Annotated in this window: 23 protein-coding genes; 16 read left to right on the top strand and 7 right to left on the bottom strand. The window is 73.6% G+C overall.

Features of this window, described 5'->3' with window-relative positions:
- Position 1 precedes the first annotated feature (1 nt).
- On the top strand, positions 2–1,489 hold the full coding sequence (locus IF19_RS0102025; RefSeq protein ID WP_030276108.1) for an amino acid permease: 1,488 nt from the start codon (positions 2–4) through the stop codon (positions 1,487–1,489).
- Here IF19_RS0102025 and IF19_RS0102020 read toward each other — a convergent pair.
- Positions 1,440–1,889: an ATP-binding protein gene (locus IF19_RS0102020; protein ID WP_030114732.1), complete on the bottom strand. Its 450-nt coding sequence runs from the start codon at positions 1,887–1,889 to the stop codon at positions 1,440–1,442. The genes IF19_RS0102025 and IF19_RS0102020 overlap by 50 nt on opposite strands.
- Positions 1,890–2,209: 320 nt before the next feature.
- Between IF19_RS0102020 and IF19_RS0102015 the strand changes: the two genes are divergently transcribed.
- Positions 2,210–3,037, top strand: a complete 828-nt coding sequence (locus IF19_RS0102015; protein ID WP_030276110.1) for an enoyl-CoA hydratase family protein — start codon at positions 2,210–2,212, stop codon at positions 3,035–3,037.
- 137 nt (positions 3,038–3,174) lie between these two features.
- The gene (locus IF19_RS0102010; RefSeq protein ID WP_030114734.1) at positions 3,175–5,445 is read left to right on the top strand and encodes a bifunctional salicylyl-CoA 5-hydroxylase/oxidoreductase; all 2,271 of its coding nucleotides are present in this window, start codon (positions 3,175–3,177) and stop codon (positions 5,443–5,445) included.
- Here the strand turns inward: IF19_RS0102010 and IF19_RS01000000134485 are convergent.
- The 4 genes from IF19_RS01000000134485 to IF19_RS0101985 all read right to left on the bottom strand — a co-directional run bounded on the left by IF19_RS01000000134485 (position 5,432) and on the right by IF19_RS0101985 (position 9,726).
- Positions 5,432–5,737, bottom strand: coding sequence for a hypothetical protein (locus IF19_RS01000000134485; RefSeq protein ID WP_234313176.1), 306 nt, complete (start codon positions 5,735–5,737; stop codon positions 5,432–5,434). The two genes, IF19_RS0102010 and IF19_RS01000000134485, sit on opposite strands and share 14 nt — an antisense overlap.
- A gap of 244 nt (positions 5,738–5,981) precedes the next feature.
- Positions 5,982–6,800 carry a PaaX family transcriptional regulator gene (locus IF19_RS0101995; protein ID WP_030114736.1) on the bottom strand — a complete coding sequence of 273 codons (819 nt, stop codon included), beginning with the start codon at positions 6,798–6,800 and terminating at the stop codon, positions 5,982–5,984.
- A gap of 103 nt (positions 6,801–6,903) precedes the next feature.
- Positions 6,904–7,962 carry a phosphotransferase gene (locus IF19_RS0101990; protein WP_030276113.1) on the bottom strand — a complete coding sequence of 353 codons (1,059 nt, stop codon included), beginning with the start codon at positions 7,960–7,962 and terminating at the stop codon, positions 6,904–6,906.
- Positions 7,963–7,986: 24 nt separating this feature from the next.
- The gene (locus IF19_RS0101985) at positions 7,987–9,726 is read right to left on the bottom strand and encodes an AMP-binding protein (protein ID WP_050493741.1); all 1,740 of its coding nucleotides are present in this window, start codon (positions 9,724–9,726) and stop codon (positions 7,987–7,989) included.
- A gap of 123 nt (positions 9,727–9,849) precedes the next feature.
- On the opposite strand from IF19_RS0101985, the gene IF19_RS0101980 reads away from it, so the two are divergent.
- The 9 genes from IF19_RS0101980 to IF19_RS0101940 all read left to right on the top strand — a co-directional run bounded on the left by IF19_RS0101980 (position 9,850) and on the right by IF19_RS0101940 (position 19,014).
- On the top strand, positions 9,850–11,106 hold the full coding sequence (locus tag IF19_RS0101980) for an acyl-CoA dehydrogenase family protein (RefSeq protein WP_030114741.1): 1,257 nt from the start codon (positions 9,850–9,852) through the stop codon (positions 11,104–11,106).
- The gene (locus IF19_RS0101975; RefSeq protein WP_030114742.1) at positions 11,103–11,504 is read left to right on the top strand and encodes a RidA family protein; all 402 of its coding nucleotides are present in this window, start codon (positions 11,103–11,105) and stop codon (positions 11,502–11,504) included. Before IF19_RS0101980 ends, IF19_RS0101975 begins: the two co-directional genes overlap by 4 nt.
- 155 nt (positions 11,505–11,659) lie before the next feature.
- Positions 11,660–14,563, top strand: a complete 2,904-nt coding sequence (locus IF19_RS0101970) for a Na+/H+ antiporter subunit A (protein WP_030114743.1) — start codon at positions 11,660–11,662, stop codon at positions 14,561–14,563.
- On the top strand, positions 14,560–15,177 hold the full coding sequence (locus tag IF19_RS0101965; protein ID WP_030114744.1) for a Na(+)/H(+) antiporter subunit C: 618 nt from the start codon (positions 14,560–14,562) through the stop codon (positions 15,175–15,177). Before IF19_RS0101970 ends, IF19_RS0101965 begins: the two co-directional genes overlap by 4 nt.
- Positions 15,174–16,826 carry a Na+/H+ antiporter subunit D gene (locus IF19_RS0101960; protein WP_030114745.1) on the top strand — a complete coding sequence of 551 codons (1,653 nt, stop codon included), beginning with the start codon at positions 15,174–15,176 and terminating at the stop codon, positions 16,824–16,826. The genes IF19_RS0101965 and IF19_RS0101960 overlap by 4 nt, the downstream gene beginning before the upstream one ends.
- Positions 16,823–17,452 (top strand): Na+/H+ antiporter subunit E, encoded by a 630-nt coding sequence (locus IF19_RS0101955; RefSeq protein ID WP_030114746.1) that lies wholly within the window; start codon positions 16,823–16,825, stop codon positions 17,450–17,452. The genes IF19_RS0101960 and IF19_RS0101955 overlap by 4 nt, the downstream gene beginning before the upstream one ends.
- Positions 17,449–17,772 carry an MrpF/PhaF family protein gene (locus IF19_RS0101950; protein WP_030114747.1) on the top strand — a complete coding sequence of 108 codons (324 nt, stop codon included), beginning with the start codon at positions 17,449–17,451 and terminating at the stop codon, positions 17,770–17,772. The genes IF19_RS0101955 and IF19_RS0101950 overlap by 4 nt, the downstream gene beginning before the upstream one ends.
- Positions 17,769–18,122 (top strand): monovalent cation/H(+) antiporter subunit G, encoded by a 354-nt coding sequence (gene mnhG, locus IF19_RS0101945; RefSeq protein ID WP_030114748.1) that lies wholly within the window; start codon positions 17,769–17,771, stop codon positions 18,120–18,122. Before IF19_RS0101950 ends, mnhG begins: the two co-directional genes overlap by 4 nt.
- A 157-nt stretch (positions 18,123–18,279) precedes the next feature.
- The gene (locus IF19_RS0101940) at positions 18,280–19,014 is read left to right on the top strand and encodes a CDP-alcohol phosphatidyltransferase family protein (protein WP_030114749.1); all 735 of its coding nucleotides are present in this window, start codon (positions 18,280–18,282) and stop codon (positions 19,012–19,014) included.
- Here the strand turns inward: IF19_RS0101940 and IF19_RS0101935 are convergent.
- Positions 18,983–19,432 carry an FAD synthase family protein gene (locus tag IF19_RS0101935; RefSeq protein WP_030114750.1) on the bottom strand — a complete coding sequence of 150 codons (450 nt, stop codon included), beginning with the start codon at positions 19,430–19,432 and terminating at the stop codon, positions 18,983–18,985. The two genes, IF19_RS0101940 and IF19_RS0101935, sit on opposite strands and share 32 nt — an antisense overlap.
- Positions 19,433–19,580: 148 nt before the next feature.
- Here IF19_RS0101935 and IF19_RS0101930 point away from each other — a divergent pair, with 148 nt between their 5' ends.
- The 3 genes from IF19_RS0101930 to IF19_RS0101920 are packed head-to-tail and all read left to right on the top strand — an operon-like array spanning position 19,581 to position 23,775.
- Entirely contained in the window at positions 19,581–20,843 is a 1,263-nt protein-coding gene (locus IF19_RS0101930) for a glycosyltransferase (RefSeq protein ID WP_030276115.1), read from the top strand.
- Positions 20,840–22,525 carry an LPS biosynthesis protein gene (locus IF19_RS0101925; RefSeq protein WP_030114753.1) on the top strand — a complete coding sequence of 562 codons (1,686 nt, stop codon included), beginning with the start codon at positions 20,840–20,842 and terminating at the stop codon, positions 22,523–22,525. Before IF19_RS0101930 ends, IF19_RS0101925 begins: the two co-directional genes overlap by 4 nt.
- The gene (locus tag IF19_RS0101920; RefSeq protein ID WP_030114754.1) at positions 22,522–23,775 is read left to right on the top strand and encodes an MATE family efflux transporter; all 1,254 of its coding nucleotides are present in this window, start codon (positions 22,522–22,524) and stop codon (positions 23,773–23,775) included. The genes IF19_RS0101925 and IF19_RS0101920 overlap by 4 nt, the downstream gene beginning before the upstream one ends.
- On the opposite strand, the gene IF19_RS0101915 is transcribed toward IF19_RS0101920, so the two are convergent.
- On the bottom strand, positions 23,732–25,258 hold the full coding sequence (locus IF19_RS0101915; RefSeq protein ID WP_030276116.1) for a hypothetical protein: 1,527 nt from the start codon (positions 25,256–25,258) through the stop codon (positions 23,732–23,734). The two genes, IF19_RS0101920 and IF19_RS0101915, sit on opposite strands and share 44 nt — an antisense overlap.
- A 109-nt stretch (positions 25,259–25,367) precedes the next feature.
- Between IF19_RS0101915 and IF19_RS0101910 the strand changes: the two genes are divergently transcribed.
- Positions 25,368–26,531 (top strand): glycosyltransferase, encoded by a 1,164-nt coding sequence (locus tag IF19_RS0101910; protein WP_030114756.1) that lies wholly within the window; start codon positions 25,368–25,370, stop codon positions 26,529–26,531.
- The last annotated feature ends 22 nt before the right edge of the window (positions 26,532–26,553 follow it).

Below are 26,553 nucleotides of genomic sequence, written 5' to 3'. Positions count from 1 at the left end.
CATGAGCACCGGTATGCCGCGTTCCGGCACCCCGAAGAGCCCCGGTTCCCCCCGGCCGGGCCTGCGCCGCAAGAGCCCCGAACAGCTGATCGCCGAGTCCGGCGGCGACCTGGAGGGGCACGGCCTCAAGCGCACGATGGGCCTCTTCCAGCTCGTCTGCTTCGGGGTCGGCGCGATCGTCGGCACCGGCATCTTCGTCGGGCTGTCCGACAGCGTCGCGGAAGCCGGCCCCGCCGTGGTGGTCTCGTTCGTCCTCGCGGCGATCACCTGCATCTTCACCGCCCTGTCCTTCGCGGAGCTGGGCAGCGCCATCCCGGTCTCCGGCAGCTCCTACTCCTTCGCGTACGCGGCCCTCGGCGAGCGCACCGCCTTCCTCGTCGGCTGGTGCCTGCTGCTGGAGTACGGCGTCTCGGTCTCCGCCGTCGCGGTGGGCTGGAGCCAGTACGTCAACGAGCTGCTGAACAGCCTGACCGGCTGGCAGCTGCCCGCCGCCCTCTCCTCCGGGCCGGGCGAGGGCGGTGTGGTCAACCTGCCCGCCGTCGTCGTGATCGCGATGGCGGCCACGCTGCTGGTGCGCGGCGTCCGGGAGAGCGCCACCGCCACCGCCGCCATGGCCGTCCTCAAGATCGGCATCCTGGTCGCGTTCTGCGCCGTGGCGTTCAGCGCCTTCCAGGACGACAACCTGATGCCGTTCGCCACCCACGGGCTCGGCGGGATCACCGCGGGCGCCTCACTGGCGTTCTTCTCCTACATCGGCTTCGACGCCATCACGACCGCCGGCGAGGAGGTCAAGAACCCGCGCCGGAACATCCCCCTCGCCATCCTGATCTGCATCGGCGTCGTCACCCTGCTCTACTGCGCCGTGGCGCTGTCCGCCATCGGCGCGATCGGCTCGGACGCGGTCGCCGACAAGAGCGCGGCCCTCTCCATCGCCGTCAACGAGGTCACCGACTCGTCGATCGGCGGCGGCATCGTCGCCTTCGGCGCGGTCGTCGCCATCGCCTCGGTGGTGCTCGCCGTGATGTACGGGCAGACCCGCATCCTGATGTCGATGTCCCGGGACGGACTGGTGCCGCGCGTCTTCGAACGGGTCTCGCCCACGACCCACACGCCGGTCGCCAACACCTGGATCGTGGCCTGCGTCTTCGCGGTCCCCGCCGCCCTCGTGCCGCTCGACGTCGTCGTGAACCTGACGACCATCGGCACGCTCGCCACGATGGTCGCCGTCAACATCGCGGTGGTGGTGCTCCGGCGCGGCCACCCCGGCCTGAAGCGGTCCTTCCGGGTGCCGCTCTACCCGGTGAGTCCGCTGCTGGGCGTGGTGTGCTGCCTGTACCTGATGTACGGGACCGGCTGGCGGACCTGGATCCAGTTCGCGGTCTTCCTGGCCGCCGGCGCGCTCCTGTACGCCGGATACGGCCGCAAGCGCTCCCGGCTGGTCAGCTCCCCGGGGACGGGCCCGGCTGCGCCGGTATCGCCGGAAGCGTGAACCAGACGGCCTTGCCGTGCTCCGTGGTGCGGTGACCGCAGGCGGAGCTGAGGGTCCGGATCAGCAGCAGGCCGCGGCCGTGCTCCTGCCAGGGGTCGACCTCGCACCCGGGCTCCGGCCGGGACAGGTCGCCCGGCGGGGCGGGGTCGCGGTCGTGCACCTCGACCTGGCAGCCGGTCGGCAGCAGCTCCACGACGAGTTCGATGGGCTCGCCGCCCAGGGTGTGCTCGACCGCGTTCGCCACCAGTTCGGCGGTGAGCAGTTCGGCGGTGTCGCTGTCGGCCGGTGCGTCGATGTCGGACAGCGCCGTACGGATGAGAGCACGGGCGATCGGCACGGCCGCGGTGGAGTGCGGCAGCGCGATGCGCCAGGAAGCGGGGACGGGGACGTCGGGCGGCACGGCGGTTCCGTTCGGATGCGGGTCTTCCTCGGAGCGGGAGGTCTCGGCTGCTCCGATCACGGCTTCACGGTTCACGGTTTCTCACGACTGCTCGGGTTCACCTGATGCTCGAGTCGAGACTTCCTGGTTTCAACCTTACGAACCGCTCCGGTCCCGCCATAGGGGCGGTCGGCCGGAGCAAAGGGGACTTTCGCCACAACGGTCTCATGGACGCCGTATTGCGACCTCGTGACGGCGGTCACATATGAGTGATAGCTTCGGAGGCGGAACGCGACCCGCGCACGGCCGGCACCAGCCCGATCGCTGAAGGGGACCCCTCCATGAGCCCGTTTCCCAGCTCGGCCCGCACCACCGAACGCTGGCGCCATCTGCGGCTGACCCGGGACGACGGTGTGGCCACCGTCACATTCGATCGCCCCGAGAAACTCAACGCGCTCACCTTCGGCGCCTACGCCGATCTGCGCGACCTCCTCGCCGAGCTCTCCCGGGAACGCTCGGTCCGCGCTCTCGTCCTCGCGGGGGAGGGGCGCGGCTTCTGCTCCGGCGGGGACGTCGACGAGATCATCGGCGCCACCCTGTCCATGGACACCGCGCGGCTCCTCGACTTCAACCGGATGACCGGACAGGTCGTCCGCGCCCTGCGGGAGTGCCCCTTCCCCGTCGTCGCCGCGATCCACGGGGTGGCCGCCGGGGCCGGGGCCGTGCTGGCCCTGGCGGCGGACTTCCGCGTCGCCGACCCCTCGGCCCGCTTCGCCTTCCTCTTCACCCGGGTCGGCCTCTCCGGCGGCGACATGGGCGCCGCCTATCTGCTGCCCCGGGTCGTCGGCCTCGGCCACGCCACCCGCCTCCTGATGCTCGGGGACGCCGTCCGGGCGCCCGAGGCCGAGCGGATCGGGCTGATCAGCGAGCTGGCCGAGGAGGGGAAGGCCGACGAGCGCGCCGCCGAGCTGGCCCGCCGCCTCGCCGACGGCCCCGCCCTCGCGCTCGCCCAGACCAAGGCCCTGCTCACCGCCGAACTCGACATGCCCCTCGCCGCCGCCGTCGAACTGGACGCCAACACCCAGGCGCTCCTGATGCACGGCGAGGACTACGCGGAGTTCCACGCCGCCTTCACCGAGAAGCGGCCCCCGACGTGGCAGGGGCGGTAGCCGTGCCGGCCCCCGGCCCCTCCCGGCCTCCCGGCGCCCCGTCCGGCCCCGGCGCGCCCTCCCGGCCCCCGGAGACGGCGGCGGGACCCGGCCACCGCCCTTCGGACACGGCGCCCGCCCCCGCCCGGAACGGCTCCGTGCGGCGGATCGCGGTCATCGGCGGCGGCCCCGGCGGGCTCTACGCCGCGGCCCTCCTCAAGCGGCTCGACCCGGACCGCGAGGTCACCGTCTTCGAGCGCAACGCTCCCGACGACACCTTCGGCTTCGGTGTCGTCCTCTCCGACGAGACCCTCGGCGGCATCGAGCACGCCGACCCCGAGGTGTACCGGGCGCTGTGCCGCGAGTTCGTCCGCTGGGACACCATCGACATCGTCCACCGCGGCCGCACCCACACCTCCGGTGGTCACGGTTTCGCCGCCCTCGGTCGGCGCCGGCTCCTGGAGATCCTGCACGAGCGCTGCGCCGGCCTCGGCGTCGACCTGCGTTTCCGTGCGCCGGCCCCGCCCGCCGACGCCCTGGCCGCCGACCACGACCTCGTCGTCGCCGCCGACGGGGTGCACAGCGCCACCCGGCAGGCCCACCCCGAATCCTTCGGCCCCGCCGTCACCGAGCACCGCAACCGCTACATCTGGCTCGCCGCCGACTTCGCGCTCGACGCCTTCCGGTTCGAGATCGCCGAAACCCCCCACGGCGTCATGCAGGCGCACGGCTACCCGTACGCCGCCGACGCCTCCACCGTCATCGTCGAGATGCGCGAGGAGGTGTGGCGCGCAGCCGGGCTCGACACCTGCGACCCCGCCGAATCCGCCGCCCGCTGCGCCGCGTTCTTCTCCGAAGCGCTCGGCGGACGCCCCCTGCGCGGCAACCGGTCCTCCTGGCTCGTCTTCCGTACGGTCACCAACTCCCGCTGGTCCCACGGGAGGACGGTGCTCATCGGGGACGCCGCCCACACCGCCCACTTCTCCATCGGCTCCGGGACCAAGCTCGCCGTCGAGGACGCCCTCGCGCTGGCCGCCTGCGTGGAGGAACAGCCCGACCTGCCCGCCGCGTTGGCCGCGTACGAGGCGGAGCGGCGCCCGGTCGTCGCCTCCACCCAGCGGGCGGCCGCCGCCAGCCTGCGATGGTTCGAGGAGCTGGCGGGCTACGTGGACCAGCCGCCCCGCCGCTTCGCGTTCAACCTGCTCACCCGCAGCCGCCGGGTCACCCACGCCAACCTCCGGCTGCGCGACGCCTCGTTCACCGCCGCCGTCGAGGAGGAGTTCGGCTGTCGGCCTGGCACCCCGCCGATGTTCACCCCGCTGCGGCTGCGCGGCCTCGAACTGCGCAACCGGGTCGTCGTCTCACCCATGGACATGTACTCCGCCGTCGACGGGCTCCCCGGCGACTTCCACCTCGTCCACCTCGGGGCGCGCGCGCTCGGCGGCGCCGCACTGACCATGACCGAGATGGTCTGCGTCAGCCCGGAGGGCCGCATCACCCCCGGTTGCACGGGCCTGTGGAACGACGAACAGGCCCTGGGCTGGCGGCGGATCACCGACTTCGTCCACACCTCCGCCCCCGGCGCCGCCATCGGCGTCCAGCTCGGACACTCCGGCCGCAAGGGCTCCACCAAGCTCATGTGGGAGGGCATCGACCAGCCCCTGGAGAGGGGCAACTGGCCGCTGGCAGCCGCTTCCCCGCTCCCGTACGCGCCGGGCGTCAGCCAGGTCCCGGCCGAGCTGGACCGGGCCGGACTGGACGCCGTACGCGAGCAGTTCGTCTCCGCCGCCCGCCGTGCCGCCGCCGCCGGCTTCGATCTCCTCGAACTCCACTGCGCGCACGGCTACCTGCTCTCCGGCTTCCTCTCCCCGCTCACCAACCACCGCACCGACGCGCACGGCGGATCCCTGCGAAACCGCCTCCGCTTCCCTCTCGACGTCTTCGACGCCGTACGCGAAGTCTGGCCGGGGGAAAGGCCGATGACCGTCCGGATCTCCGCCACCGACTGGGCCGAGGGCGGCACCGACGCCGAGGAAGCTGTCACGATCGCCCGCGCCTTCGCCGAGCACGGGGCCGACGCCATCGACGTCTCCACCGGCCAGGTCGTGCCCGAGGAGCGCCCCGAGTTCGGCCGCTCCTACCAGACCCCGTACGCCGACCGGATCCGCAACGCCGTCGGCGTCCCCGTCGTCGCGGTCGGCGCGATCTCGTCCTGGGACGACGTCAACTCCCTGCTCCTGGCGGGCCGGGCGGACCTGTGCGCGCTGGCCCGCCCGCACTTGTACGACCCGCACTGGACCCTGCACGCGGCGGCCGAACAGGGGTACACCGGCCCCGGCGCGCCCTGGCCCCTCCCGTACGCGGCGGGCAGTCGGCCCCCGCCCACCGGCCGCACCGACGGCCCGGGGCCCCGGCTCACTCTGGGGTGACCAGGCAGGTGTGGCAGAGGCACGGCGTGGGGTGGGACGTGCGGTAGTGGGAGTCGCGGTAGGCGGGGGCGAGCCGCTCCAGCAGGGCGGCCAGCTCCTCCGCCTCCTCCCGGGCGGGCGGCGGAGTGCAGAACCCTCTCGCCCGCCGCAGCACCGCGGGCGTGTACACCAACTGCGCCCGGAAGGTGTGGAGATGGCGTGATCCCGTGTCGATGGTGATCCATCTGCCGGAGCCGCGCCCCCGCCCGATGGTGGACACATCCTCGTGGGCCATGCCCCCGTAGGTGCTCACGACCCCCCCCCGCCCCCCCCCCCCCGCCCACCGTCCGCGGCCGGGAGCCACATCGGCTCGGGGACCGGCTCGTCCGAGGCCGGCCGCTCCCGCGCCGTCACAGCGGCCCCGCCGCGTGCTCGACGGGCTGCGCGGCGGGCGACGGGCCGGGGAGCACGTCGATGCCGACGCTGAGGGTCCAGGTCATGCCTCATCGTGCCCGGGGGCGGGCGGTCGGGGCACCTGGATTTCCGTCGCGCGGAGGTCACTCCCGTACGTACCGCTCCCCGGCGTCCCGGAGCAGCTCGTGCAGGCGGCCGAAGACCTCCGCCGACCGTCCGCCGGGCCAGTCGTCCGGCAGCAGCTCGACGGGCAGGCCCGGGTCCGCGTACGGGAGTTGCCGCCAGGAGTCCAGCGCCAGCAGATAGTCCCGGTAGGCGGCCTGCGGGCGGGGCGGGCCGTCGGCCCCGGACTCCTCCCACTCCCACAGCACCGGCTCGTGCAGCTCCAGGAAGTCGCGGTGCAGGCGCGCCACCGTGTCCAGGTCCCACCAGCGGGCCGCCGTCTCGCGGGTGGCGGCGAAGCCGAGGTGGTCGCCGCGGAACAGGTCGACGTACGGGGCGAGTCCGAGGCGTTCCAGGGTGTGCCGGGTCTCCTCGTACAGTCCGGCCGGCGCGATCCACACCCCGGGCGCGGCGGTGCCGAAGCCCAGCCTGGCCAGCCGGGAGCGGAGCAGATGGCGCTTGCTGCGCTCCGCCTCGGGCACGGAGAACACCGCGAGGACCCAGCCGTCGGACAGCAGGGGCACCGGCCGCCCGTAGATCCGCCGGTCCCCGTCGTCCAGCACCTGCCGGGCCTCCGGCGACAGCGCGTACCCCGCCGACCCGTCCGCCGCGCGGGCCGCGACCAGCAGACCGCGCCGCTTGAGCCGCGAGACGCAGGAACGTACGGACGGGGCGTCCACGCCCACCGCGTGCAGCAGGCGGATCAGCTCCGACACCGCGAACGGCGAGCCGTCCGCCGGACGGCCGTACGCACCGTAGAGCGAGACGATGAGGGAGCGGGGGGTGCGCGACTCGGCCACGTGATCACCCTAGGACGAAGGTGAGACGTCGATCAACGCAGCACGGGGGGATCGACATGTCGGTCACCCTCGACGTCCGGGCCGGCCGACAGCTCGAAGACGCCTAGAACCATGGGCGGGCCTCGTGGGTGGGCAGGGGCCGCAGCTTCGGCCAGCGTTCCAGCAGCCGTACGGCCAGGGCGGAGCTGAGGCGGCCCACGGCGTGGAGACGATCGTGGTCGCGGGTCATGCCGGCGACCACGCCGAGGCGGTGGACGAGCCGCTCACGGGCGGAGACGCGGCCCCACGCGAAGTCCTCGGCGGGTACCCGGGCGAGCTGGTCGACCGTCCCGCGGTGGGCCCGCTCGACGAGCGCGTCTCCCTGGATCAGCCAGCCGGCGCACGCGTCGGCGAGGTCGCCCGGCACCTCCCTGCCCGTGAGGCCGCGCCAGGTGGTCCGGTAGACGTCCTCGACCTCCGCGAGCGGGGCCGCGGTGACCGACATCGCGCACCAACAGGTGGGGAAGCCGATCCGGAAGTACGCGAGTTCGACCAGTCCGTTGCCGAGCGAGGCCCGTTCGAAGTCGACGAAACGGACCCCCTCGGCGGTGCGCAGGTCGTTGCCGGGGCACGGGTCGCCGTGCAGCAGCGCATGATGAGGGGCGGGGTCCAACCGGTCCAGGAGCGCGGTGAGTTCCTCGACCGCCCGGGGCGGAACGGGTACGTCGAGCGCCCGGGCGAGGGCGAGGAAGGAGTCCACGTCGGCGGCCGTCGGCCCCGACCAGGCCGGGAGCGCGCCCGCGTCGCCGGGCCCGGTCAGGGCGTGCAGCCGGGCGAGCGACGCGGCGTACCCGGGCATCCAGTCGTCCGTCCTGCCCAGGTCGTGCAGGTGATCGAGGACCATCACCCGTGCGGGCGCGTCCGTGGCGATCACCGCCGGCGCCACGGCGGGCCCGGTCGCCCGCCCCGCCAGACGCAGCCCGGCGACCTCCCGCGCGAAGCGCGTGTCGGCGTCGGCGCCCGTGTCCCCGCCGTCGGTGATCTGCTTGACGATCACCAGACTCCGGTCGGCCAGCCGGACCCGCCACACCCGGGAACGCGGACTGCTGTCCAGAAGCCTGCTCCGCTTCGGAACGCCCACGGAGGAGCGCAGCGCATCGTCGAACGGAAGCCTCTTCACCATGCGGGCGACCCTAGCCGTGACTCCCTACGCGTGCGGGGGCCATGGGCGGGATCGAGTCGGTCCTGGTCCGTACACCTGGAGCGGCTGGTCCCGGAGCAGGAACCGCTGGAGCTTCCCCGTCGCGGTACGGGGCAGGGACCGGTCGAACACGAAGACGCGGGGGCACTTGTGCGGGGCGAGGGCGGCCTTCATGTGGGCGCGCAGCGAGTCCGCCGTCAGCTCCGAGCCCTCCCGCAGCACCACGTGCGCCACCACGATCTCGCCGCGCAGCTCGTCCGCCCGCCCCACCACGGCCGCCTCCGCGACCTCCGGGTGGCGCAGCAGGGCGTCCTCCACCTCGGGACCCGCGATGTTGTAGCCGGAGGAGATGATCATGTCGTCGGCGCGGGCCACGTAGCGGAAGTAGCCGTCCGGTTCGCGGACGAAGGTGTCGCCGGTCATGTTCCAGCCGTGCCGCACGTACTCCGTCTGCCGGGGGTCGGCCAGATAGCGGCAGCCGACCGGGCCGCGCACGGCGAGCAGTCCCGGTTCGCCGTCGGGCAGTTCCTCCCCCTGCTCGTCCACCACCCGGGCCTGCCAGCCCGGCACCGGCACCCCTGTCAGACCGGGGCGGATCGCGTCGTCGGCGGCCGAGATGAAGATGTGCAGCAGCTCGGTGGCCCCGATGCCGTTGATGATGCGCAGTCCGGTCGCCTCGTGCCAGGCGTGCCAGGTCGCCGCCGGCAGGTTCTCCCCGGCCGACACGCACCGCCGCAGCGCCGACAGGTCGTGGCCGTCGAGCTCGCCGAGCATCGCGCGGTAGGCGGTCGGCGCGGTGAACAGCACCGAGACGCGGTGCCGCTCCAGCGCGGGCAGGAGCCGGCCCGGTCCCGCCTGCTCCAGCAGCAGCGCCGACGCCCCCGCCCGCAGGGGGAAGACCAGCAGCCCGCCGAGCCCGAAGGTGAAGCCGAGCGGCGGGCTCCCCGCGAACACGTCCTCGGGCGTGGGGCGCAGCACCCGGCGGGAGAAGGTGTCCGCGATCGCCAGAAGGTCCCGGTGCAGATGCATGCAGCCCTTGGGCCGCCCGGTGGTCCCCGAGGTGAAGGCGATGAGCGCGACCTCGTCGGCGGCCGTGTCCACCGCCCGGAACGGCCCGCTCCGCCGCTCCGCCAGGCGCGTCAGGTCATCGGGCCCGTCCCCGCCGAACAGCGTGATCCGCAGCCCCTCGGCGTCCGCCTGCGCCAGATCCCGTACCGAGCGGGCGTCGCACAGGGCGTGGCCGATCCGCGCCAGCGAGCAGACGGTGGCCAGCTCGGCGGCGCGCGCCTGCGCCAGTACGGTGACGGCGACCGCGCCCGCCTTCATGACGGCGAGCCAGCAGGCGGCCAGCCAGGGGGTGGTCGGCCCGCGCAGCAGCACCCGGTTGCCCGGCACCACGCCCAGGTCCTCCGTCAGCACCCGGGCGATCCGGTCCACCGTCTCCCGCAGCTCGCCGTAGCTCCACACGCTCCCGTCGTCCGAGCGCAGCGCCGGCCGGTCGGGGCCGTACTCCTCGACGGTCCGGTCCAGCAGCTCCCGGCCGCAGTTCAGCCGGTCGGGGTAGCGCGGCACGGGGTCGTCCAGGATCAGCTCGGGCCACAGCTCCGGCGGCGGGAGGTGGTCGCGCGCGAACGTGTCGACATGGGCGCCGGGAACGGGCCCGGGCGCCCCGGGACGTCCACCGGGGCCGCGTGCGGACGCGGCATCGGCGGGTGCGGGCGTGGACTGCGAGGAATTCGGCTCCATGAAGGATCGCCCCCTTGTCGCCTCTGGAGCGTATCGTTTGGGTGACGGTAGTCAACGGTCCGCGATAGGACAGTGGCGCGACAGGGCGGACATGCGACAGGACGCGACCAGAGAGGCGCCGCCATGACGGCATTCTCCCTCGAACCGGAACAAACCGCCTGGTGCGAGGAGCTGCGTACCCTCGCCGAGCGGGAGCTGCGGCCCCTGGCGGAGAAGGGGCGGCCGGGCCGCGTCAACCGCCCGCTGCTGAGCGCCCTCGGGGACCTCGGCCTCCTCGGCCGGATGCTCGGCTCCGGGGCGCTGGACCTGTGCCTGCTGCGCGAATCCCTGGCCCGGGGCTGCACCGAGGCCGAGACCGCCCTCGCCCTCCAGGGGCTCGGCGCCACTCCGATCGTCCAGGCCGGCACCCCCGCCCACCGCGAACGGTGGCTGCCCGAGGTCCGGGCCGGGCGGGCCGTCGCCGCGTTCGCGCTGAGCGAGCCGGGCGCGGGCTCCGACGCGGCGGCCCTGGCCCTGGCCGCCGAGCCCACCCCGGCCGGCTGGGCGCTCACCGGCGAGAAGTGCTGGATCTCCAACGCCCCCGAGGCCGACTTCGCCGTGGTCTTCGCCCGGACGACCCCCGGCGCGGGCTCCCGGGGCATCACCGCCTTCCTGGTCCCCGCCGACCGGCCCGGACTCACCGGCTCCGCCCTCGACATGCTCTCCCCGCACCCCATCGGCACCCTGGAGTTCGACGGCGTACCGGTCACCGCCGACGACGTCCTGGGCGAGCCCGACCGGGGCTTCCACGTCGCGATGAACACCCTCAACCTCCTCCGGCCCAGCGTCGGCGCCTTCGCCGTGGGCATGGCGCGCGCCGCACTGGACGCGACCGTGGACCACACCGCCCGCCGGACCGCGTTCGGCGGCCCGCTGAGCGACCTCCAGGCCGTCTCGCACCAGGTCGCCGAGATGGCCACCCGCACCGAGGCCGCCCGCCTCCTGGTGTACGCGGCGGCAGCGGCGTACGACGCGGGGGAGGGCGGCGTACCGCGCCGCGCGGCCATGGCCAAGCTGTACGCCACCGAGACCGCGCAGTACGTGGTCGACACCGCCGTCCAACTGCACGGCGCCCGCGCCCTGCGCCGGGGCCACCTGCTGGAACACCTCTACCGCGAGGTCCGCGCGCCGCGCATCTACGAGGGCGCGAGCGAGGTGCAGCGCGCCATCATCGCCAAGGAGCTGTACGCGCACGCCGCCGCAGAGCCGTCCCCGCCCGAACGTGACCGGCCCACCGCCCGCGCGTCGCGCACCCCGCAGCCGGCCGCCACGCCGACCGGGCCCGCCGTCCCCGCACCGCCGGGCGCGGCCACCCCGACGACCCAGGAGCCGCCCGCATGAGCCCGTCGCACCGGATCAACCCCGCCGAACTCTCCCCGCCCACCGGATTCAGCCACGCGGTCGTCGCCACCGGCGGGCACCTGGTCTTCCTCGCCGGACAGACCGCGCTCGACCCGCAGGGCAAGGTCGTCGGGGACACCCTGCCCGACCAGTTCGCCGTCGCGCTGGGCAATCTGCTCACCGCCCTGCACGCGGCAGGCGGCGCTCCCGCCGACCTCACCCGGGTCACCGTGTACGCCACCGACGTGGACGACTACCGCTCCCACGCCCCCGAGCTGGGCCGGATCTGGCGCCGGCTCGCCGGACGCGACTACCCGGCGATGGCGGTCATCGGGGTGGCCCGGCTCTGGGACGAACAGGCGATGGTCGAGATCGACGGGATCGCGGTGCTGCCGTGAGGTGAACCCCGCCCGCCCACCCCGTGACTCCCGCGACCGGAGACAGGGAACGGGGTTCGCGCGGCGCGCCGGACGGGTGAAGCGGCTCGGGAGATATATCTGTATTAAGTGCAATTTATCCCGGATGTCCCACTGTTCCGACCGGACCGCTCGCCGTGATCGCGCTCATCGTCGCCCACTTCGCCCTGGCGGCCTGCGCGGGCCCGCTGGTCCACCGGCTGGGCCGGCGGGCGTTCGTCGTGCTCGCGACGCCCCCGGCGGCCGCCACCGTCTGGGCCCTCACCCGCTGGAACACCGCCGCGTCCGGCGGCGCGGACACCTGGTCCTGGCAGTGGATCCCGGACTACGGCGTCGCCGTGGACCTGCGGCTCGACGCCCTGTCCGAGCTGATGGTGCTGCTCGCCGCCGGGGTCGGCGCGCTCGTCCTGCTCTACTGCGCCTCCTACTTCACCGACGACACCCCGCAGCTCGGCCGCTTCGCGGGCAACCTCCTCGCCTTCGCCGGCGCGATGCTCGCCCTCGTCCTCGCCGACGACCTGATCACGCTCTACGTCTTCTGGGAGCTGACCACGGTCTTCTCCTACCTGCTGATCGGCCACGGCAGCGAACACCGGCACAGCCGCCGCTCCGCCCTCCAGGCCCTCGTCGTCACCACCCTCGGCGGGCTCGCCATGCTCGTCGGCTTCCTGATCCTCGGCCACGCCGCCGGGACGTACCGGATCTCCGCCATCGTCGCCGACCCGCCCGAGGCGACGCTCGCCGTCTCCGTCGCCGTCGTCCTCGTGCTCTGCGGGGCCCTGTCGAAGTCCGCGATCTGGCCGTTCTCCATGTGGCTGCCGAACGCCATGGCCGCTCCGACCCCCGTCAGCGCCTACCTGCACGCCGCCGCGATGGTCAAGGCCGGCGTCTACCTGGTCGCCCGGCTCGCCCCCGCCTTCGCCGACGTCCCCGTCTGGAAACCCGTCGTCCTCGTCCTCGGCGGCGCGACCATGCTGCTCGGCGGCTGGCGGGCGCTGCGCCTGAACGACCTCAAGCTCGTCCTCGCCTACGGGACCGTCAGCCAGCTCGGCTTCCTCACCCTGCTCGCCGGGACCGGCAACCGGAACGCCGCCCTCGCCGCCGTCGCGATGATCCTCGGCCACGCCCTCTTCAAGGCCCCGCTCTTCCTCGTCACCGGCATCGTCGACCACGCGACCGGCACCCGCGACCTGCGCAGGCTCTCCGGCGTCGGCCGCTCCCTGCCGTACGTCGCCGCCGTCGCCGTGCTCGCCGCCGCCTCCATGGCCGCCCTGCCACCGCTGCTCGGCTTCGCCGCGAAGGAGGCGGCGTTCGAGGCGCTGCTGCACGGCACCACCGCCGAACGGTGGGCGCTGGCCGTCGTCGTGGCCGGGTCCGCGCTGACCACCGCGTACACCCTGCGGTTCGTCTGGGGCGCCTTCGCACGCAAGCCCGGCCTTCCCGACACCCCCGTGCACGGCGTCGGGTGGGCCTTCCTCGCGCCGCCCGCCCTGCTCGCCGTCCTCGGCCTGGTCCTCGGGCCCGGCGTCGGATGGACGGACCGGCTGCTCGGCGCGTACGCCGACACGTTCCCGGCCGACCCCCACCCGTACCACCTCGCCCTCTGGCACGGGCTCGGGACCGCCCTGCTGCTCTCCGCCCTCGCCTGGGCGGCGGGCGCCGTGCTCTTCCTCGGACGCACGCACGTCACGCGGATCTCCCGGCGGATCGCCTGGCCCACCGCCGACAGCGTCTTCGGCCATCTGCTGCTCGGGCAGGAACGTCTCGCCCTCCAGGTCACCGGCTTCATCCAGCGCGGCTCCCTGTCCGTCTACCTGGCCACCACCCTGCTCGTGATGCTCGCCGGGCAGCTCGCCGTCCTGGTGGTCGACACCCCCTGGGACGGAGCCGTGCGCCCCCGGCTCTGGGACAACCCGCTGCAGGGCGCGGTCGCCGCCCTGACCTGCGCGGCCGCCCTGCTCTGCCTCACCGTGCGGCGCCGCATGAAGGCCGTCGTCCTGGCCGGGCTGACCGGCTACGGCGCCGCCCTGCTCTTCGTCGTCCAGGGCGCTCCCGACCTGGCGCTCACCCAGTTCTGCGTCGAGACCGTATCGATGATCGTCTTCGTGCTGGTGCTGCGCCGCATGCCCGTCCACTTCCAGGAGACCGTCTCCACCTGGCGGCGGGCCGCCCGCATCCCCGTGGCGCTCGCCTCGGCGGCCACCGTCGGCGTCGGCCTCTGGGTCGCCGCCGCCGCGCGCACCGCCCAGCCGGCCGGCGCCGCCATGGTCGAGGAGGTCGCCGACCACGGGCTCAAGGACGTCGTGGCCACCATCCTCGTCGACCTGCGGGCCTGGGACACGATGGGGGAGTCGGCCGTGCTCGCCGCCGCCGCGATCGGCGTCACCAGCCTCATCTACCTGCACCGCCGCAGCGAAGGCACCATGGCCCAGGAGGAGTTGCAGGGCCGTACCGCCTGGTCGCTGTCCGCGCAGCACTCCGCCCGGCTGCCGCAGGGCGACGACGTGGCCCCCGAACGCAGCTGGCTGGCCGCCGGATCCACCCTCGCCCCCGAACACCGGTCGATCGTCTTCGAAGTGGTGGCCCGGCTGCTGTTCCACCCGATCCTGGTGCTCTCGGTCTACCTGCTGTTCTGCGCCGAGAGCCTGCCCGGCGGAGGGTTCGTCGCCGGGCTCGTCGCCGGACTCGCGATGATCACCCGCTATCTGGCGGGCGGCCGCTTCGAACTCGCCGAGGCAGCCCCCCTCCAGCCCGGACTCTTCACCGGCCTCGGCCTGTTCATCTCCACCGGCGTCGGCCTCCTCGGCCTCGTGGACGGCACCGTCCTGCACGCCTTCACCTACCACGGGCACCTGCCGGTCTTCGGCGACTACCACCTGAGCACCTCGGTCCTCTTCGACTTCGGCGTCTACCTGCTGGTCCTCGGCGTCGTCCTCGACATCGTGCGGGCCCTCGGCGCCAAGGTCGACCGGCAGATCGAGCGGGCGGCGGGCGTCCTCGCCCCCGAAGGCGGCCCCGAAGCGGGAGGGTCCCCCCGATGATCGTCAGCGCCTCGCTCATCGCCACGGCCGTCGTGCTCTGCGCGGTCGGCGGCATCCTCCTGCTCACCCGCCCGCTGACCCGCATCCTGCTCGGCGCCGTCATCCTCGGCAACGGCATCAACCTGCTGGTCCTCGCCTCCACCGGCCGCGCCGGCGCCGCCCCCCTGCTCTACGGGGTCTCCCTGAGCCGGGTCACCGACCCGCTCCCGCAGGCCATCGCGCTGACCGCGATCGTCATCACCCTCGCCACCACCGCCTTCCTGCTGGCCATGGCCTACCGCAGCCACCAGATCACCGGCACCGACGAGGTCCACGACGACCTGGAGGACCGGCGCATCGTGCTGCGCGCCGAAGTCCTCTCCGAACGTGCCCAGTTGCGCGACGAGTTCCGCTCGGGCGCCGAGCCCACCGCGGACGAGCGCGAACGCTACCGCGAGGAGCGCCGCCGGCTCCGCGACCGGCTCCGCGCCGACCGGGCCCGCCAGGCCCGCGGCCGCGACGCCTCCGGAAACCTCTGGAACGACGTGCTCGGCGCCGACCCGGAGGACTACGCCCGCGAGGGCGACGCCAAGGCGGACGACCGCTACCCCCGAGACCGAGGAGCCGACGGATGAACGCGCTCGTTCCGCTGCCGGTACTGCTGCCGCTGTGCGCCACCGGCCTCAGCCTCGCCTTCGGCATCCGGCTGGCCCGCTTCCAGCGCTTCATCAGCGTCGCCGTGCTGACCGCCGTACTCGCCCTCTCGGTGATCCTCATGGTCGCCGCCGACCGGCAGGGCCCGCTCTCCGTCCACCTCGGCGACTTCGCCCCGCCCCTCGGCATCACCCTGGTCGCCGACCGGCTGTCCGGGCTGATGCTCACCGTCTCCTCGGCGGTCACGCTCTGCGTGCTGGTCTACTCCCTCGGCCAGGGCATGACCGACCGGGACAAGGAGACCCCGCTCGCCGTCTTCCACCCCGCCTACCTCATCCTCGTCTCCGGGGTCTCCTGCACCTTCCTCGCCGGCGACCTGGTCAACCTCTACGTCGGCTTCGAGATCATGCTCGTCGCCAGCTTCGTCCTGCTCACCCTCGGCGGCACCGGGCCCCGGATGCGGGCGGGCTCCACGTACGTGATCATCTCGCTGTTCTCCTCGATGCTCTTCCTCACCGCCATCGCCATGACGTACGCGGCCACCGGCACCGCCAACTTCGCCCAGCTGGCCACCCGCATCGCCGACCTCCCCCTCGGCGTGCAGACCCTGATCCAGGCGATGCTGCTCACCGTCTTCGCGATCAAGGCCGCCGTCTTCCCGCTCGCCGCCTGGCTCCCCGACTCCTATCCGACCGCCCCCGCCCCGGTCACCGCCGTCTTCGCCGGACTGCTCACCAAGGTCGGCGTCTACTGCATGCTGCGCACCGAGACCCTGCTCTTCCCCGGCAACCGCCTCGGCGACCTCCTCATGGCCGTCGCGCTCGCCTCGATGGTCATCGGCATCCTCGGCGCGGTCGCCCAGACCGACCTCAAACGGCTGCTCTCCTTCACCCTGATCAGCCACATCGGCTACATGGTCTTCGGGATCGGCCTCGCCACCCGGGAGGCGTACGGCGGGGCCATCGTCTACGTCGCCCACCACATCACCGTGCAGACGACCCTGTTCCTCGTCGCCGGGCTCATCGAACGCCGCGGCGGTACCACCGAGTTGACCCGGCTCGGCGGCCTCGCCAGGGCCGCCCCGATGCTCGCCCTGCTCTTCTTCGTCCCCGCCATGAACCTCGCCGGGATCCCGCCGCTCTCCGGCTTCATCGGCAAACTCGGCCTGATGCGGGCCGGCGTCGCGGACGGCAGCGCCTGGGCCTGGGTCCTGGTAGCCGGCTCGGCCGCCACCAGCCTGCTCACCCTGTACGTCGTCGCCAAGGTCTGGAACCTGGCCTTCTGGCGCGCCGCCCCGCCCGGCCAGGCCGCCACCGGCACCGTCCTGGAGTCCGGCGACGACAGCGACGACGACAGCGACGCCGGTCCCGACGACATCCCCGGCACCGGCGACGAGGGCATCGCGCCCGCCCGCCGCCCGGAAGGCCGGGCGGTCGCCGCGACCCTGCACGAACGCGCCGTCACCACCACCAGCCGGCTGCCCCACCCGATGGTCGCGGCCACCGCCGCCACCATCCTCTTCGCCCTCGCCTTCACCGTGTTCGCCGACCCGCTCACCGCCTACACCGACCGCGCGGCCGCCGAACTCATCCAGCGGACCCCCTACATCCTGGAGGTGCTGGGCCGGTGAAACGCGGGCTGCGCTTCTCGTTCCGTAACGCCGATCTGCCGCCGCTCAGCTGCGAGTTCGGCACCCGCCGCCGTCGGGTGCTGGACCTTCCGCTGATCGCCTGGCTCACCGTCATCTGGCTTCTGCTCTGGTCCACGCTGACCTGGGCGAACGTGATCACCGGCCTGGTCGTGGCGGTCGCGGTCTGCCTGGCCTTCCCGCTGCCCCGGGTGGACCTCGGGCTGCGGCTGCACTTCTGGGGCATCCTCCGGCTGGCCTGCTACCTCCTCCACGACATGTACACCTCGGGGGTGAAGGTCACCCGGCAGATCTTCTTCGGCCTGCCCCACCGGGCCGCCGTCATCGGCGTCCCCCTGCGGTGCCGCAGCGACCTGATGCTCGCCGCCACCGCCGTCGCCGTCTCCAACGTCCCCGGCGGCTCCATCATCGAGGTCCGCCGGGCCACCGCCACCCTCTTCCTGCACGTCCTGGACGCCGACCGGCCCGAGGAACTGGAAGCAGCCCGCCGCCAGGTGTGGCGGATGGAGGAGCTCACCGTACGGGCCTTCGGCACCCCCGACGAGATCGCCCGCGTCGCCGAACCCCCTCCACCGCCCCAGCTCGCCGCCGGGAGGCCCGCACCATGACCGCACCCGAACAGGTCGACCGGATCCTGCTGACCGCCGCCGTGGTCCTGATCCTCGTCGCCGGGGCCCTGCTGCTGGCCCGCATCTGGCGCGGGCCCTCCATGCTGGACCGGGCGATCTCGCTGGACGTCTGCGCCGCCCTGATCATCGCGGGCCTCGCCGCCAAATCGGCCTTCGCCCGCGACCCGTTCTACTTCCCGATCATGCTGGTGCTGGCGTTCCTCGGGTTCACCGGCTCGGTGGGCATCGCCCGCTTCATCGCCGTACGCGACCGGCCCCGCCCCCTGCGCCCCGGCGCGCCCGAGGAGGACCCGCGATGACCGTCTGGCTCCAGGTCGTCGACACGGCCGGCGCCGTGCTGCTCTTCCTCGGCGCGGCGATCTGCCTGCTCGGCGTGATCGGCATGCTCCGGCTGCCCGACGTCCTCTCCCGCAGCCACGCGGCGACCAAGCCGCAGACGCTCGGCATCATCCTGGTGCTGGCCGGGGTGGCGCTGCGGCTGCGCAGCGGCATGGACCTCGCCACGCTCGCCCTCATCGCGTTCTTCCAGATGCTCACCGGCCCGGTGGCCTCGCACCTGGTGGCCCGCTCGGCGTACCGCACGGGGCAGGTCGACCACGAGGACCTGCTCTTCGACGAGCTCGACGAGCAGCTCACCGACGAGAAGTGACCCCGCCGCCGGGGGAGTTCACGCCCCCGGAACGCGTGCCGGGCGGCCCGGCCGCCCGGCACGCGAACCGAGCGTCCCCTCTGTCGCGCCAAAACGCCCCCGGACCGGTGTCCACGTGCCATGATGCGGTCGGACCATGCCGGACGCTGGGGGGCGTATGGGAAGCACGGGCACGGTGCTGCGCGAACTGCGCGGTGCACAGAAGAGCGCCAAGGGCGTCTCGCTCTACTCGCGGTACGTGAACCGGCCCGCCGGGCGCGTACTCGCGGCCGGGGCCTACCGGGCGGGTATGACGCCCAACCACGTCACGCTGACCAGCGCGCTGTTCACCTTCGGTGCGCTGGCGGCTGTCGCACTCGTCGAACCGTCGTGGACGCTCGCCGTTCTGGTCTACGCGGCCCTCGTGACCGGCTTCGCCTTCGACTCGGCGGACGGGCAGCTCGCCCGGCTCACCGGGCGGGGCGGGCCCGACGGGGAGTGGCTGGACCACGTGGTGGACTGCGGGAAGATGGTGCTCGTCCACACCGCCGTCCTGATCTCCTTCTACCGCTTCGGTGAACTTCCGTCGGACGCCTGGCTGTTGCTCCCGCTGGGCTTCCAGCTGGCCGCCGTGGTCACCTTCTGCGCGGGGCTGCTGCGGGAACAGCTCGGCAAGGCCGCCGCGAGCGCCCGGGGGCCCTCCTGGGCGGTCCCGGCGGCGCCGGCCTCCCCGGTCCGGGCGGTGGCGCTGCTGCCCGCCGACTACGGGGTCTTCTGCCTGGTGTTCCTGCTGCTCGGCGTACCCGGGGCCTTCCGCACCGGGTACGCCGTGCTCGCGGCGGTGCACACGCTGTTCCTGGCGGCCTTCCTCGCCAAGTGGTTCAGGGAGCTGAAAGCGCTCCGGGCCGGCTGACGAGGACGTCCAGCGCCCGGCGGAGCTGGGTGCTGGACGTGTGCACGGTGTACGGGAAGTAGACGACCTCCACGCCGACTTCGGCGAAGTCGCGCTCCAGCTTCAGACCCTTCTCCGTGCCCCGCCAGTCGTCACCCTTGAAGATCACGTCGAAGCGGACCTGCTGCCAGGTCTCGACCTTGTCCGGCACGGTCTCCACGAACGCGGCGTCCACGAAGCGCACGCTGCGGACGATCTCCAGTCGTTCGCGGAGCGGGATGACCGGTGTGTGCCCCTTGGCGAGGGCGGCCATCTCGTCCGACACGACCCCCGCGACGAGGTAGTCGCACTGGCTGCGGGCATGCCGCAGGATGTTGAGGTGCCCGACGTGGAACAGGTCGTACACCCCGGGTGCGTAACCCACCCTGTGCTGCACCATCCGTCTCTCCCCCCATGGTGAACGTGATCCGACGATGTCCAACGACCTTACTGTGAAGAACACTTGTGCAACCCGTGAACGGCTAAGCTCGGCACGGGCCGCTCCCCGCCCGGGGACGGCGGCTGCCGTGGGGGAAGGCGATCGTCCGATGTCCGAAGCGTCAGGGACCAGTCCGCTCGGAGGCCGCCGGCTTCTGGTGGTGTCGACCAACTACGCGCCGGAACTGACCGGCATAGGTCCGTACGCGACCCAACTCGCCGAGCACTGGGCCGCGTCCGGCGCCCGCGTCCGGGCGCTGACCGGTCTGCCCCACTATCCCTCCTGGCAGGTGGAGGAAGAGTACCGGGGCGTCTGGCGGACGGTCGAGATACGCGGCGGCGTCGGCGTGCACCGACGCCGGCACTACGTGCCGCCCCGTCAGACCGCTCTGAAGCGCGCGGCGTTCGAGGCCAGCGTCCTCGCGACCGGCCTCCTCGCCCCGCCGCCCGGCCGCCCCGACGCCGTGGTCTCCCAGATGCCGAGCCTCGCCGGCGGCGTCCTCGGGGCCCGTATCGCCCGCAGGCACCGCGTCCCCCACATACCCGTCGTCCAGGACCTCATGGGCGCGGCGGCGGCGCAGAGCGGCATCCGGGGCGGCGGCAGGGCCGCCGCCGTCGCCGCCGCCGCCGAGCGGTACGCCCTGCGCGGGGCCGCCCTCGTCGGCGTCATCCACGAGAGCTTCGTCCCCGGCGTCCGGGCGCTCGGCGTCGACCCCGGCCGCATCAGGATCGTCCCCAACTGGACCCATGTGCAGGGCCCCACCGCCGACCGGGCCGCGACCCGGGCCCGGCTCGGCTGGCCCGCGGACACCCCGGTGATCCTGCACTCCGGCAACATGGGCCTCAAGCAGGGCCTGGAGGTGCTGGTCGACACCGCCCGCCTCGCCCCCGACGTCCGCGTCGTCCTCATGGGCGGCGGCAACCAGCGCGACGCCCTGCGCGCCCGTGCCGAAGGACTGCCCAACGTGGACTTCCTCCAGCCCGCGGGGGCTGAGGAGTTCACCGACGTCCTCGCCGCCGCCGACGTCCTCGCCGTCACCCAGCGGGCCTCGGTCCTCGACATGAGCGTCCCCTCCAAGCTCACCTCCTACTTCACCTCCGCACGCCCCGTGATCGCCTCCGTCGCCGACGAGGGCGGCACCGCCGACGAGGTCCGCCGCTCGGGCGCGGGCGTGCTCGTCGCCCCCGAGGACCCGGCCGCCCTGCTCGAAGCCGTACGCAAGCTGGCCGCCGACCCGGCGGCCGCCGACGCGCTCGGGGCCGAAGGCCCCCGCTACGTCGCCCGCCACCTGAGCAGGGAGGCGGGCCTCGCCCGCTTCGACGCCCTGCTCGCCGAGGTCCTGCCGGACACCCGAGGGAGCCACCGCCGATGACACCGCAGCACCGTGCCCCCGACGATCAGGACGAACCGGCGCTCCTGCGCGACCAGTTCCGCCAACTCCTGCGCTACCGCTCCCTGCTGGCCACCGGCGTCGTCATCGGGCTGCTCGGCGGCGGCTACCTCGCCCTCGGCGGCGAGGACACCTACACGGCCACCGGCGAGGTGCTCGTACGCTCCGCGATCTCCGACCCGTTCGCCGCGGGGGCCACCGCCGACAAGGGCATCAACATCGGCTCCGAGCGGCAGACCGCCGTCAGCGACACCGTCGGCACCCTCGCCGCCGGCACCCTCCTCAAGGCGGGCGACGACGTCACCGCCCAGAAGCTCCTCACCGGCCTCCAGGTCACCAACCCGCCGAACACCCTCACCCTCCGCTTCTCCTACACCGCCACCGACCCGGAGCAGGCCCGCGCCCGCGCCGAAGCCCTCGCGGGCGCCTACCTGACCCACCGCAGGGCGCGCACCGAGGAGAGCATCCAGAACATGTCCGACGGCTACCGGGCCCAGCTCAAGCCGCTGGAGGAGAAACGCGACCTGCTGGAGGAGCAGGCCGGGGCAGGCTCCGCCGAGGACGTCACCAGCGCCCGCGCCAACATCATCGTCGCCATCTCCGAGCTGAGCCGGAAGATCTCCGAGCTCAAGGCCCTGGACACCACCCCCGGTTATCTCAACAAGAAGCCCGTCGCCCCCACGTCGCCCACCGGCCCCGGGCTGCTCCTGCTCCTCGGCCTCGGCGGGGTCGTCGGCCTCGCGCTGGGCCTGCTGCTGTCCTGGGTGCGGCTCGTCTTCGACCCCGCCGTACGCTCCCCCCGCGAGCTCGTCCACTCCCTCGGGGCGCCCCTGCTCGGCACCCTGCCGCGCGAACGCACGGCCAACGGGGCCCTGCTGGCCATCGGCCGCAGCGGTTCCCGGCTGGCCGAGGAGTACCGCGCCGTCGCCTTCCGGCTCGCCTACGACCCCGACTTCGCCGCGAGCCGGCGGCTCCTGGTCACCGCACCGCGCGGCGACAACGCGGCGGCCGCCGCCGCAGCCGCCAACCTGGCCGCCGCCTTCGCCGAGATGGGCCGCGACGTCCTGCTCGTCGAGGCCGACCTGCGCACCCCCTCGCTCGCCCGCGACCTCGGCCGGGCCGCCCACGAGGTGCGTCCACCGCGCTGGGCCGCCGAGGAGGGCGAGGGCACCTGGCCCGCCGCCGGCCGCACCAACGTGGACGTCCCCGGCTCCGGCGCCTTCGCCCTGATCCCCGGCACCACCGCCGACAACGTCCCGCGTGCCCTGACCTCCCCGCCGGTCGGCCGCATCGTCGCCGAGGCGGACCGGCCCGGCAACGTCGTCATCGTCCTCGCCCCGCCCGTCCTCTCCTACGCGGACGCGGTCGCCCTGGTCGACCGGGTGGAGGGCGTCATGATCGTCTGCGACCCGCGCGAGGTGCACCGCAGCGACCTGGAACGCATCCGCGAGATCATCGGCGCCTCCGGCGGGTCCGTCCTCGGCGCCCTCCTCCACCCCAGCCGGGGCCGCCTGCGCCGGGCCGAGCGCCGCGCCACCGCCACCCGCCGCTCCGGCGGGAAGGGCGGCGGAACCCCGGCCGAGGCGGACGGGCCCGAACTGACCGGCGACCCCACCGAAACCCTCGGCCTGCGCACCTTCACCCAGCCGGCCGCACGCCGGTGAGAGCCCGCACCGCCGTCCTCTGCTCGGTCGCCGACCAGGGGGTGGCGGCGCTCACCAACATCCTGGTGCTGGTGGCCGCCGCCCGCCTCACCACCGTCTCCGACTTCGCCCGGTTCTCCGCCGTCTACCTGGTCTTCACGGTGCTCCTCGGCGTCTCGGGCGCGTACACCGGGCAGCCGCTGGTGCTGCTGCGCGGGGCGGGGGAGGAGACCCGGGGCGCGTGCCGGTCCGCCGTCGTGTTCACCGTCCTCGTCTCGGCCGCCGTCGGCGCGCCCCTCGCCGCGGTCTGCGCCCTCCTTCCCGGCGACACGGCCGGCGCCCTGGCGATGCTCGGCCTCGTCCTCCCCGTGGTGCTGGGACAGGACGCCGTGCGCTACGCCTTCTCCACCCTCCACAAACCCCATCTCGCGCTGGCCTCGGACCTGTTGCGGCTCGCCGGAGTCCTCACCGCGCTCTCCGCGCAGACCTACGGGTCCTCCCCGGCGCGCCTCGTCACCGTCTGGGGGCTGTCCGCCCTGCCCGCCCTCCTGCTGTCCGCGGTCCTGCTCCACCGGGCCACCGCCAGAGCCCCGGTACGGCTGCGCCCGTTGCTGCGCCGCGGCCACCTCGGGCAGCGCTTCACCGTCGAGTTCGGCGTGGGCAACGCGACGGGCCAACTCTCCGTCCTCGGCCTCGGCGCGGTCGGCAACCCGCTCCTGGTCGGCGCACTGCGCGGAGCGACCACCCTGTTCGGGCCGCTCAACGTCCTCTACACCTCGGCCACGTCCTTCGGGCCCCCGCTGCTCGGCCGCATCGCCGACGAACGCCGCCGGGTCCGCGCCACCGCCGCCCTCGCCGCCGTCCTCGCGGCGACCGCCGCACTCTGGGCCACCGCACTCGCCCTGCTGCCCGCCGGCGCCGGCCGCCACCTCCTCGGCGACACCTGGCCCACGGCCGCCGCCCTGCTCCCCGCCACCGGCAGCCAGTACGCCGCGATGGCCGCCGGAACCTGCGGCCTGCTCGCCCTGCGCATGCTCGACCCGCGCACCACGCTCGCCATCCAGGTCGTCTTCTCGCTCACCTCCGTGGCGTTCCTCGCGGGCGGCTACGCCGTCGGGGGCGTGCCGGGCGCCGCCTGGGGCCTCTTCCTGGGCTCGCTCTGCAAGGCCACCGCCACCTGGATCCGAGTGGCCCGGCTGCGTCGGCGTACCGGCGCGGCGGACGGCGTCACCGCCGACGCCGCACCCTCCGCTGCTCCCGGAACGTACTGAGCAGCAGCAGACACAGCGCGGCGATGGCCAGCTTCCCCGCCGCCTGGAGCAGGGGGCCGCGCAGCAGGATGAAGGTGTACCCGGCGATCAGCGGCGCCGCGATGGCCAGCACGCTCGCCGGTCCGGGGCCCGCGCGGGTGACGGCGAGGGCGTAGCGGCGGTCCGTGCGGGCCGCCGCGTAGCCGATCAGCGCCATGCCGCCGATCATCCCGCTCGCGCCCGCGTCGACCCAGAACTCGGTCCAGAGCGGGGCCGAGAGGTTGGTCATCCGCAGCCCCATCCACTGCCCGACCCGGACCCCGGTGTCCTCCGGCTTCCCGCTCCAGAGCGCACGCGGTACGAAGAAGAGCGCCGAACCCGTGAGCTGGCGGCCGTACGTGTGGCCCCGGGTGTCGACCCACGAGATGGTGTTCGCGAACATCACCATCTGGTCGTAGTCCTTGGTCACCAGCGGTTCGAAGACCGAGGCCGCCTCCGCGGGCCGCTGCGCCCCGTCGTCGTACCGGAACCTGTCCGCGTACGGGAAGATCACCAGCGCCCCCACCACCCCCGTCGTCAGCACCGTGCGGTAGACCGCCGCGCTGCTCGGCAGGGCGGTGAACACGAAGGCCAGCAGCACCGTCAGGAACCAGTAACGGGCGTTGGAGATCGGGTTGTTCACCACCAGGTTCAGCGCTCCCAGCGCCACCCACACGAGCACCGTGGACGGGGAGCGCCGGGCCCGGCGGGAGGTCGCCAGGCGGCGGGTGTAGAAGAGCAGCGCCAGCAGCGCCGGGACCTGGCCGAACCCCTTGAGGAACGCCGAGCCGACGTTGGACCCCTCCGCCGCGACCCCGCTCGCCGCGACGGTCTCGTTGATCTCCTGCCGGCTGGTGAAGAAGACCGCGGGGCCGCCCACCTTCATGACGTAGAACGCGCTCGCCGTGAACGCCAGCAGCACCAGCAGCCGCAGCCGCACGGGATGCGCCAGGGCCGGGCCCCAGCTCCGGGACGACGGCTTGCGGCGCCGCAGCGGGCGCCGGGAGGCCAGCAGCGCCCCCAGGTCGTAGGCGGCGCACCCCACCAGGACCATCGAGATGGCCGTGATCAGGTCCTGGCGCGGTCCCACGACGGGCGTCGGCGTCTGCCCGATCACCACCTGGGCGAACGGAGCCACGCCCATCGCGATGTAGACGAACATCCAGAAGACGCCCTGGAGCAGCCGCCGCCGGGTCGAGAGGATCATCGTCGCGAGACGGGCCCCCGCGTAGCACGTCAGCACCAACTGGAGCCAGTACGCGGTGTCCCGCACCCCGGTGCCGGGCTGCGCGGCGATCACGGCGGGCAGGAAGCAGACCAGCCCGAGGATGAGCGGCACCGCCACCGCGCGCGACAGCATCGACCAGACGATCGGCCGCTCCGCCGGCCCGTCGACCGTCCCGGGCGCGCGCCCCGCCGCCCTCCCGCGTGCCGGCGCGGGCGCCGACGTGTGCACCGACGTCATGCGTCCCCCCGGGGATCAGTGAACCGCTGAACACTCTAACGAATCAGCCCACTTGGGGAGGGCCGATGGCTACGCTGTGAACACACGGCCATAGTCGAGGGGAACTCTGGTGAAAATCCTGCACGTTGTCACGCTCCACACCCCGGACCACGCCTTCGGCGGTCCGACCCGGGTGGCGTTCAACCTCTCCAAGGTCCAGCGTGCCAACGGTGACGACGCCCGCGTCATGGCGCTCGGCGACGACTTCCCCGACGGCGAACTGCCCAGCAGCGTGGAGGGAGTTCCGGTCCACCTCTTCCAGGCGCGCCACCTGCTCCCGATGTTCGAGGTCAGCGGCATCACCTCCGCTTCCCTGCTGCGCACCGCGTACCGCATGATGCGCGGCGCCGACCTCGTCCACGTCCACCTGATGCGCGATCTGGTGACCCTCCCCGCCGCGCTCCTCGCGCTCGCGACCCGTACGCCGCTGGTCGTACAGACCCACGGCATGATCGACCCGACCGAGAAGAAGGCCGCCCAGCTCACCGACGTGCTCGGGGTCCGCAAGGTGCTGCGTGAGGCCGACGCGGTCCTGCACCTCACCGAGATGGAGCGCGTCGACGTGAACGCCGTCGCCGCCCCCGTCCAGCTCACCCGCACCGTACGCCTGGTCAACGGCGTCCGCCCGCAGGAGCGCAAGCCGGCCCGCGACCCCGGCCGCCCGCCCACGGTGCTCTACCTCGCCCGGGTCCAGGCGCGCAAGCGGCCCGAGGACTTCATCGCCGCGATGCCGCACGTCCTCGCCCGTCACCCCGAGGCCCGCTTCGTCCTGGCCGGGCCCGACACCGGCGCACTGGACGAGACCCTCGCGCTCGCCCGGAAGCTGGGCGTCACCGGCTCACTGGACCACGTGGGGCCGCTGGAGCACGAGGAGGTGCTCGCCGCCGGGCGCGAGGCCGACGTGTACGTGCTGCCCGCCATCGAGGAACCCTTCCCGGTCTCGGTGCTGGAGGCGATGTCGGTCGGGACCCCGGTCGTCATCACCCGCACCTGCGGACAGGCCCCCGACGTCGCCGGGGCCGGGGCGGGCCGGGTCATCGACAGCCGGGTCGGCGAGGACGCGGCCAACGCCCGCAAGGTCGCCGACGCGATCCTGGAGCTGCTGGAGCCGGAGGCCGCCGAGCAGGCGGGCAAGGCCGCCTGGGAGCTGGTGAACGAGCAGTTCACCATCGAGGCCGTCACCGCCACCCTCCGGCAGACCTACGAGGACGTGGTCCGCCGGAGGCGAGGGTGACCGCGGCGGCCGGGCCTCTCCA

The organism is Streptomyces californicus (assembly GCF_000717645.1).
Taxonomy (GTDB): Bacteria; Actinomycetota; Actinomycetes; order Streptomycetales; family Streptomycetaceae; genus Streptomyces; species Streptomyces californicus.
The sequence above is the reverse complement of the archived record's forward strand: the minus strand, read 5'-3'. Positions and strand labels throughout refer to the sequence as shown.

Excerpts from the sequence above, each read along its gene's own strand:
- IF19_RS0102015 (WP_030276110.1), top strand. The coding sequence starts at position 2,210 with ATGAGCCCGTTTCCCAGCTCGGCCCGCACCACCGAACGCTGGCGCCAT.
- mnhG (WP_030114748.1), top strand. The coding sequence starts at position 17,769 with ATGACCGTCTGGCTCCAGGTCGTCGACACGGCCGGCGCCGTGCTGCTC.
- IF19_RS0101940 (WP_030114749.1), top strand. The coding sequence starts at position 18,280 with ATGGGAAGCACGGGCACGGTGCTGCGCGAACTGCGCGGTGCACAGAAG.
- IF19_RS0101960 (WP_030114745.1), top strand. The coding sequence starts at position 15,174 with ATGAACGCGCTCGTTCCGCTGCCGGTACTGCTGCCGCTGTGCGCCACC.
- IF19_RS0101935 (WP_030114750.1), bottom strand. The coding sequence starts at position 19,432 with ATGGTGCAGCACAGGGTGGGTTACGCACCCGGGGTGTACGACCTGTTC.
- IF19_RS0101965 (WP_030114744.1), top strand. The coding sequence starts at position 14,560 with ATGATCGTCAGCGCCTCGCTCATCGCCACGGCCGTCGTGCTCTGCGCG.
- IF19_RS0101980 (WP_030114741.1), top strand. The coding sequence starts at position 9,850 with ATGACGGCATTCTCCCTCGAACCGGAACAAACCGCCTGGTGCGAGGAG.
- IF19_RS0102025 (WP_030276108.1), top strand. The coding sequence starts at position 2 with ATGAGCACCGGTATGCCGCGTTCCGGCACCCCGAAGAGCCCCGGTTCC.
- IF19_RS0101950 (WP_030114747.1), top strand. The coding sequence starts at position 17,449 with ATGACCGCACCCGAACAGGTCGACCGGATCCTGCTGACCGCCGCCGTG.
- IF19_RS0101930 (WP_030276115.1), top strand. The coding sequence starts at position 19,581 with ATGTCCGAAGCGTCAGGGACCAGTCCGCTCGGAGGCCGCCGGCTTCTG.
- IF19_RS0101990 (WP_030276113.1), bottom strand. The coding sequence starts at position 7,962 with ATGGTGAAGAGGCTTCCGTTCGACGATGCGCTGCGCTCCTCCGTGGGC.
- IF19_RS0101985 (WP_050493741.1), bottom strand. The coding sequence starts at position 9,726 with ATGGAGCCGAATTCCTCGCAGTCCACGCCCGCACCCGCCGATGCCGCG.
- IF19_RS0101915 (WP_030276116.1), bottom strand. The coding sequence starts at position 25,258 with ATGACGTCGGTGCACACGTCGGCGCCCGCGCCGGCACGCGGGAGGGCG.
- IF19_RS0101925 (WP_030114753.1), top strand. The coding sequence starts at position 20,840 with ATGACACCGCAGCACCGTGCCCCCGACGATCAGGACGAACCGGCGCTC.
- IF19_RS0101975 (WP_030114742.1), top strand. The coding sequence starts at position 11,103 with ATGAGCCCGTCGCACCGGATCAACCCCGCCGAACTCTCCCCGCCCACC.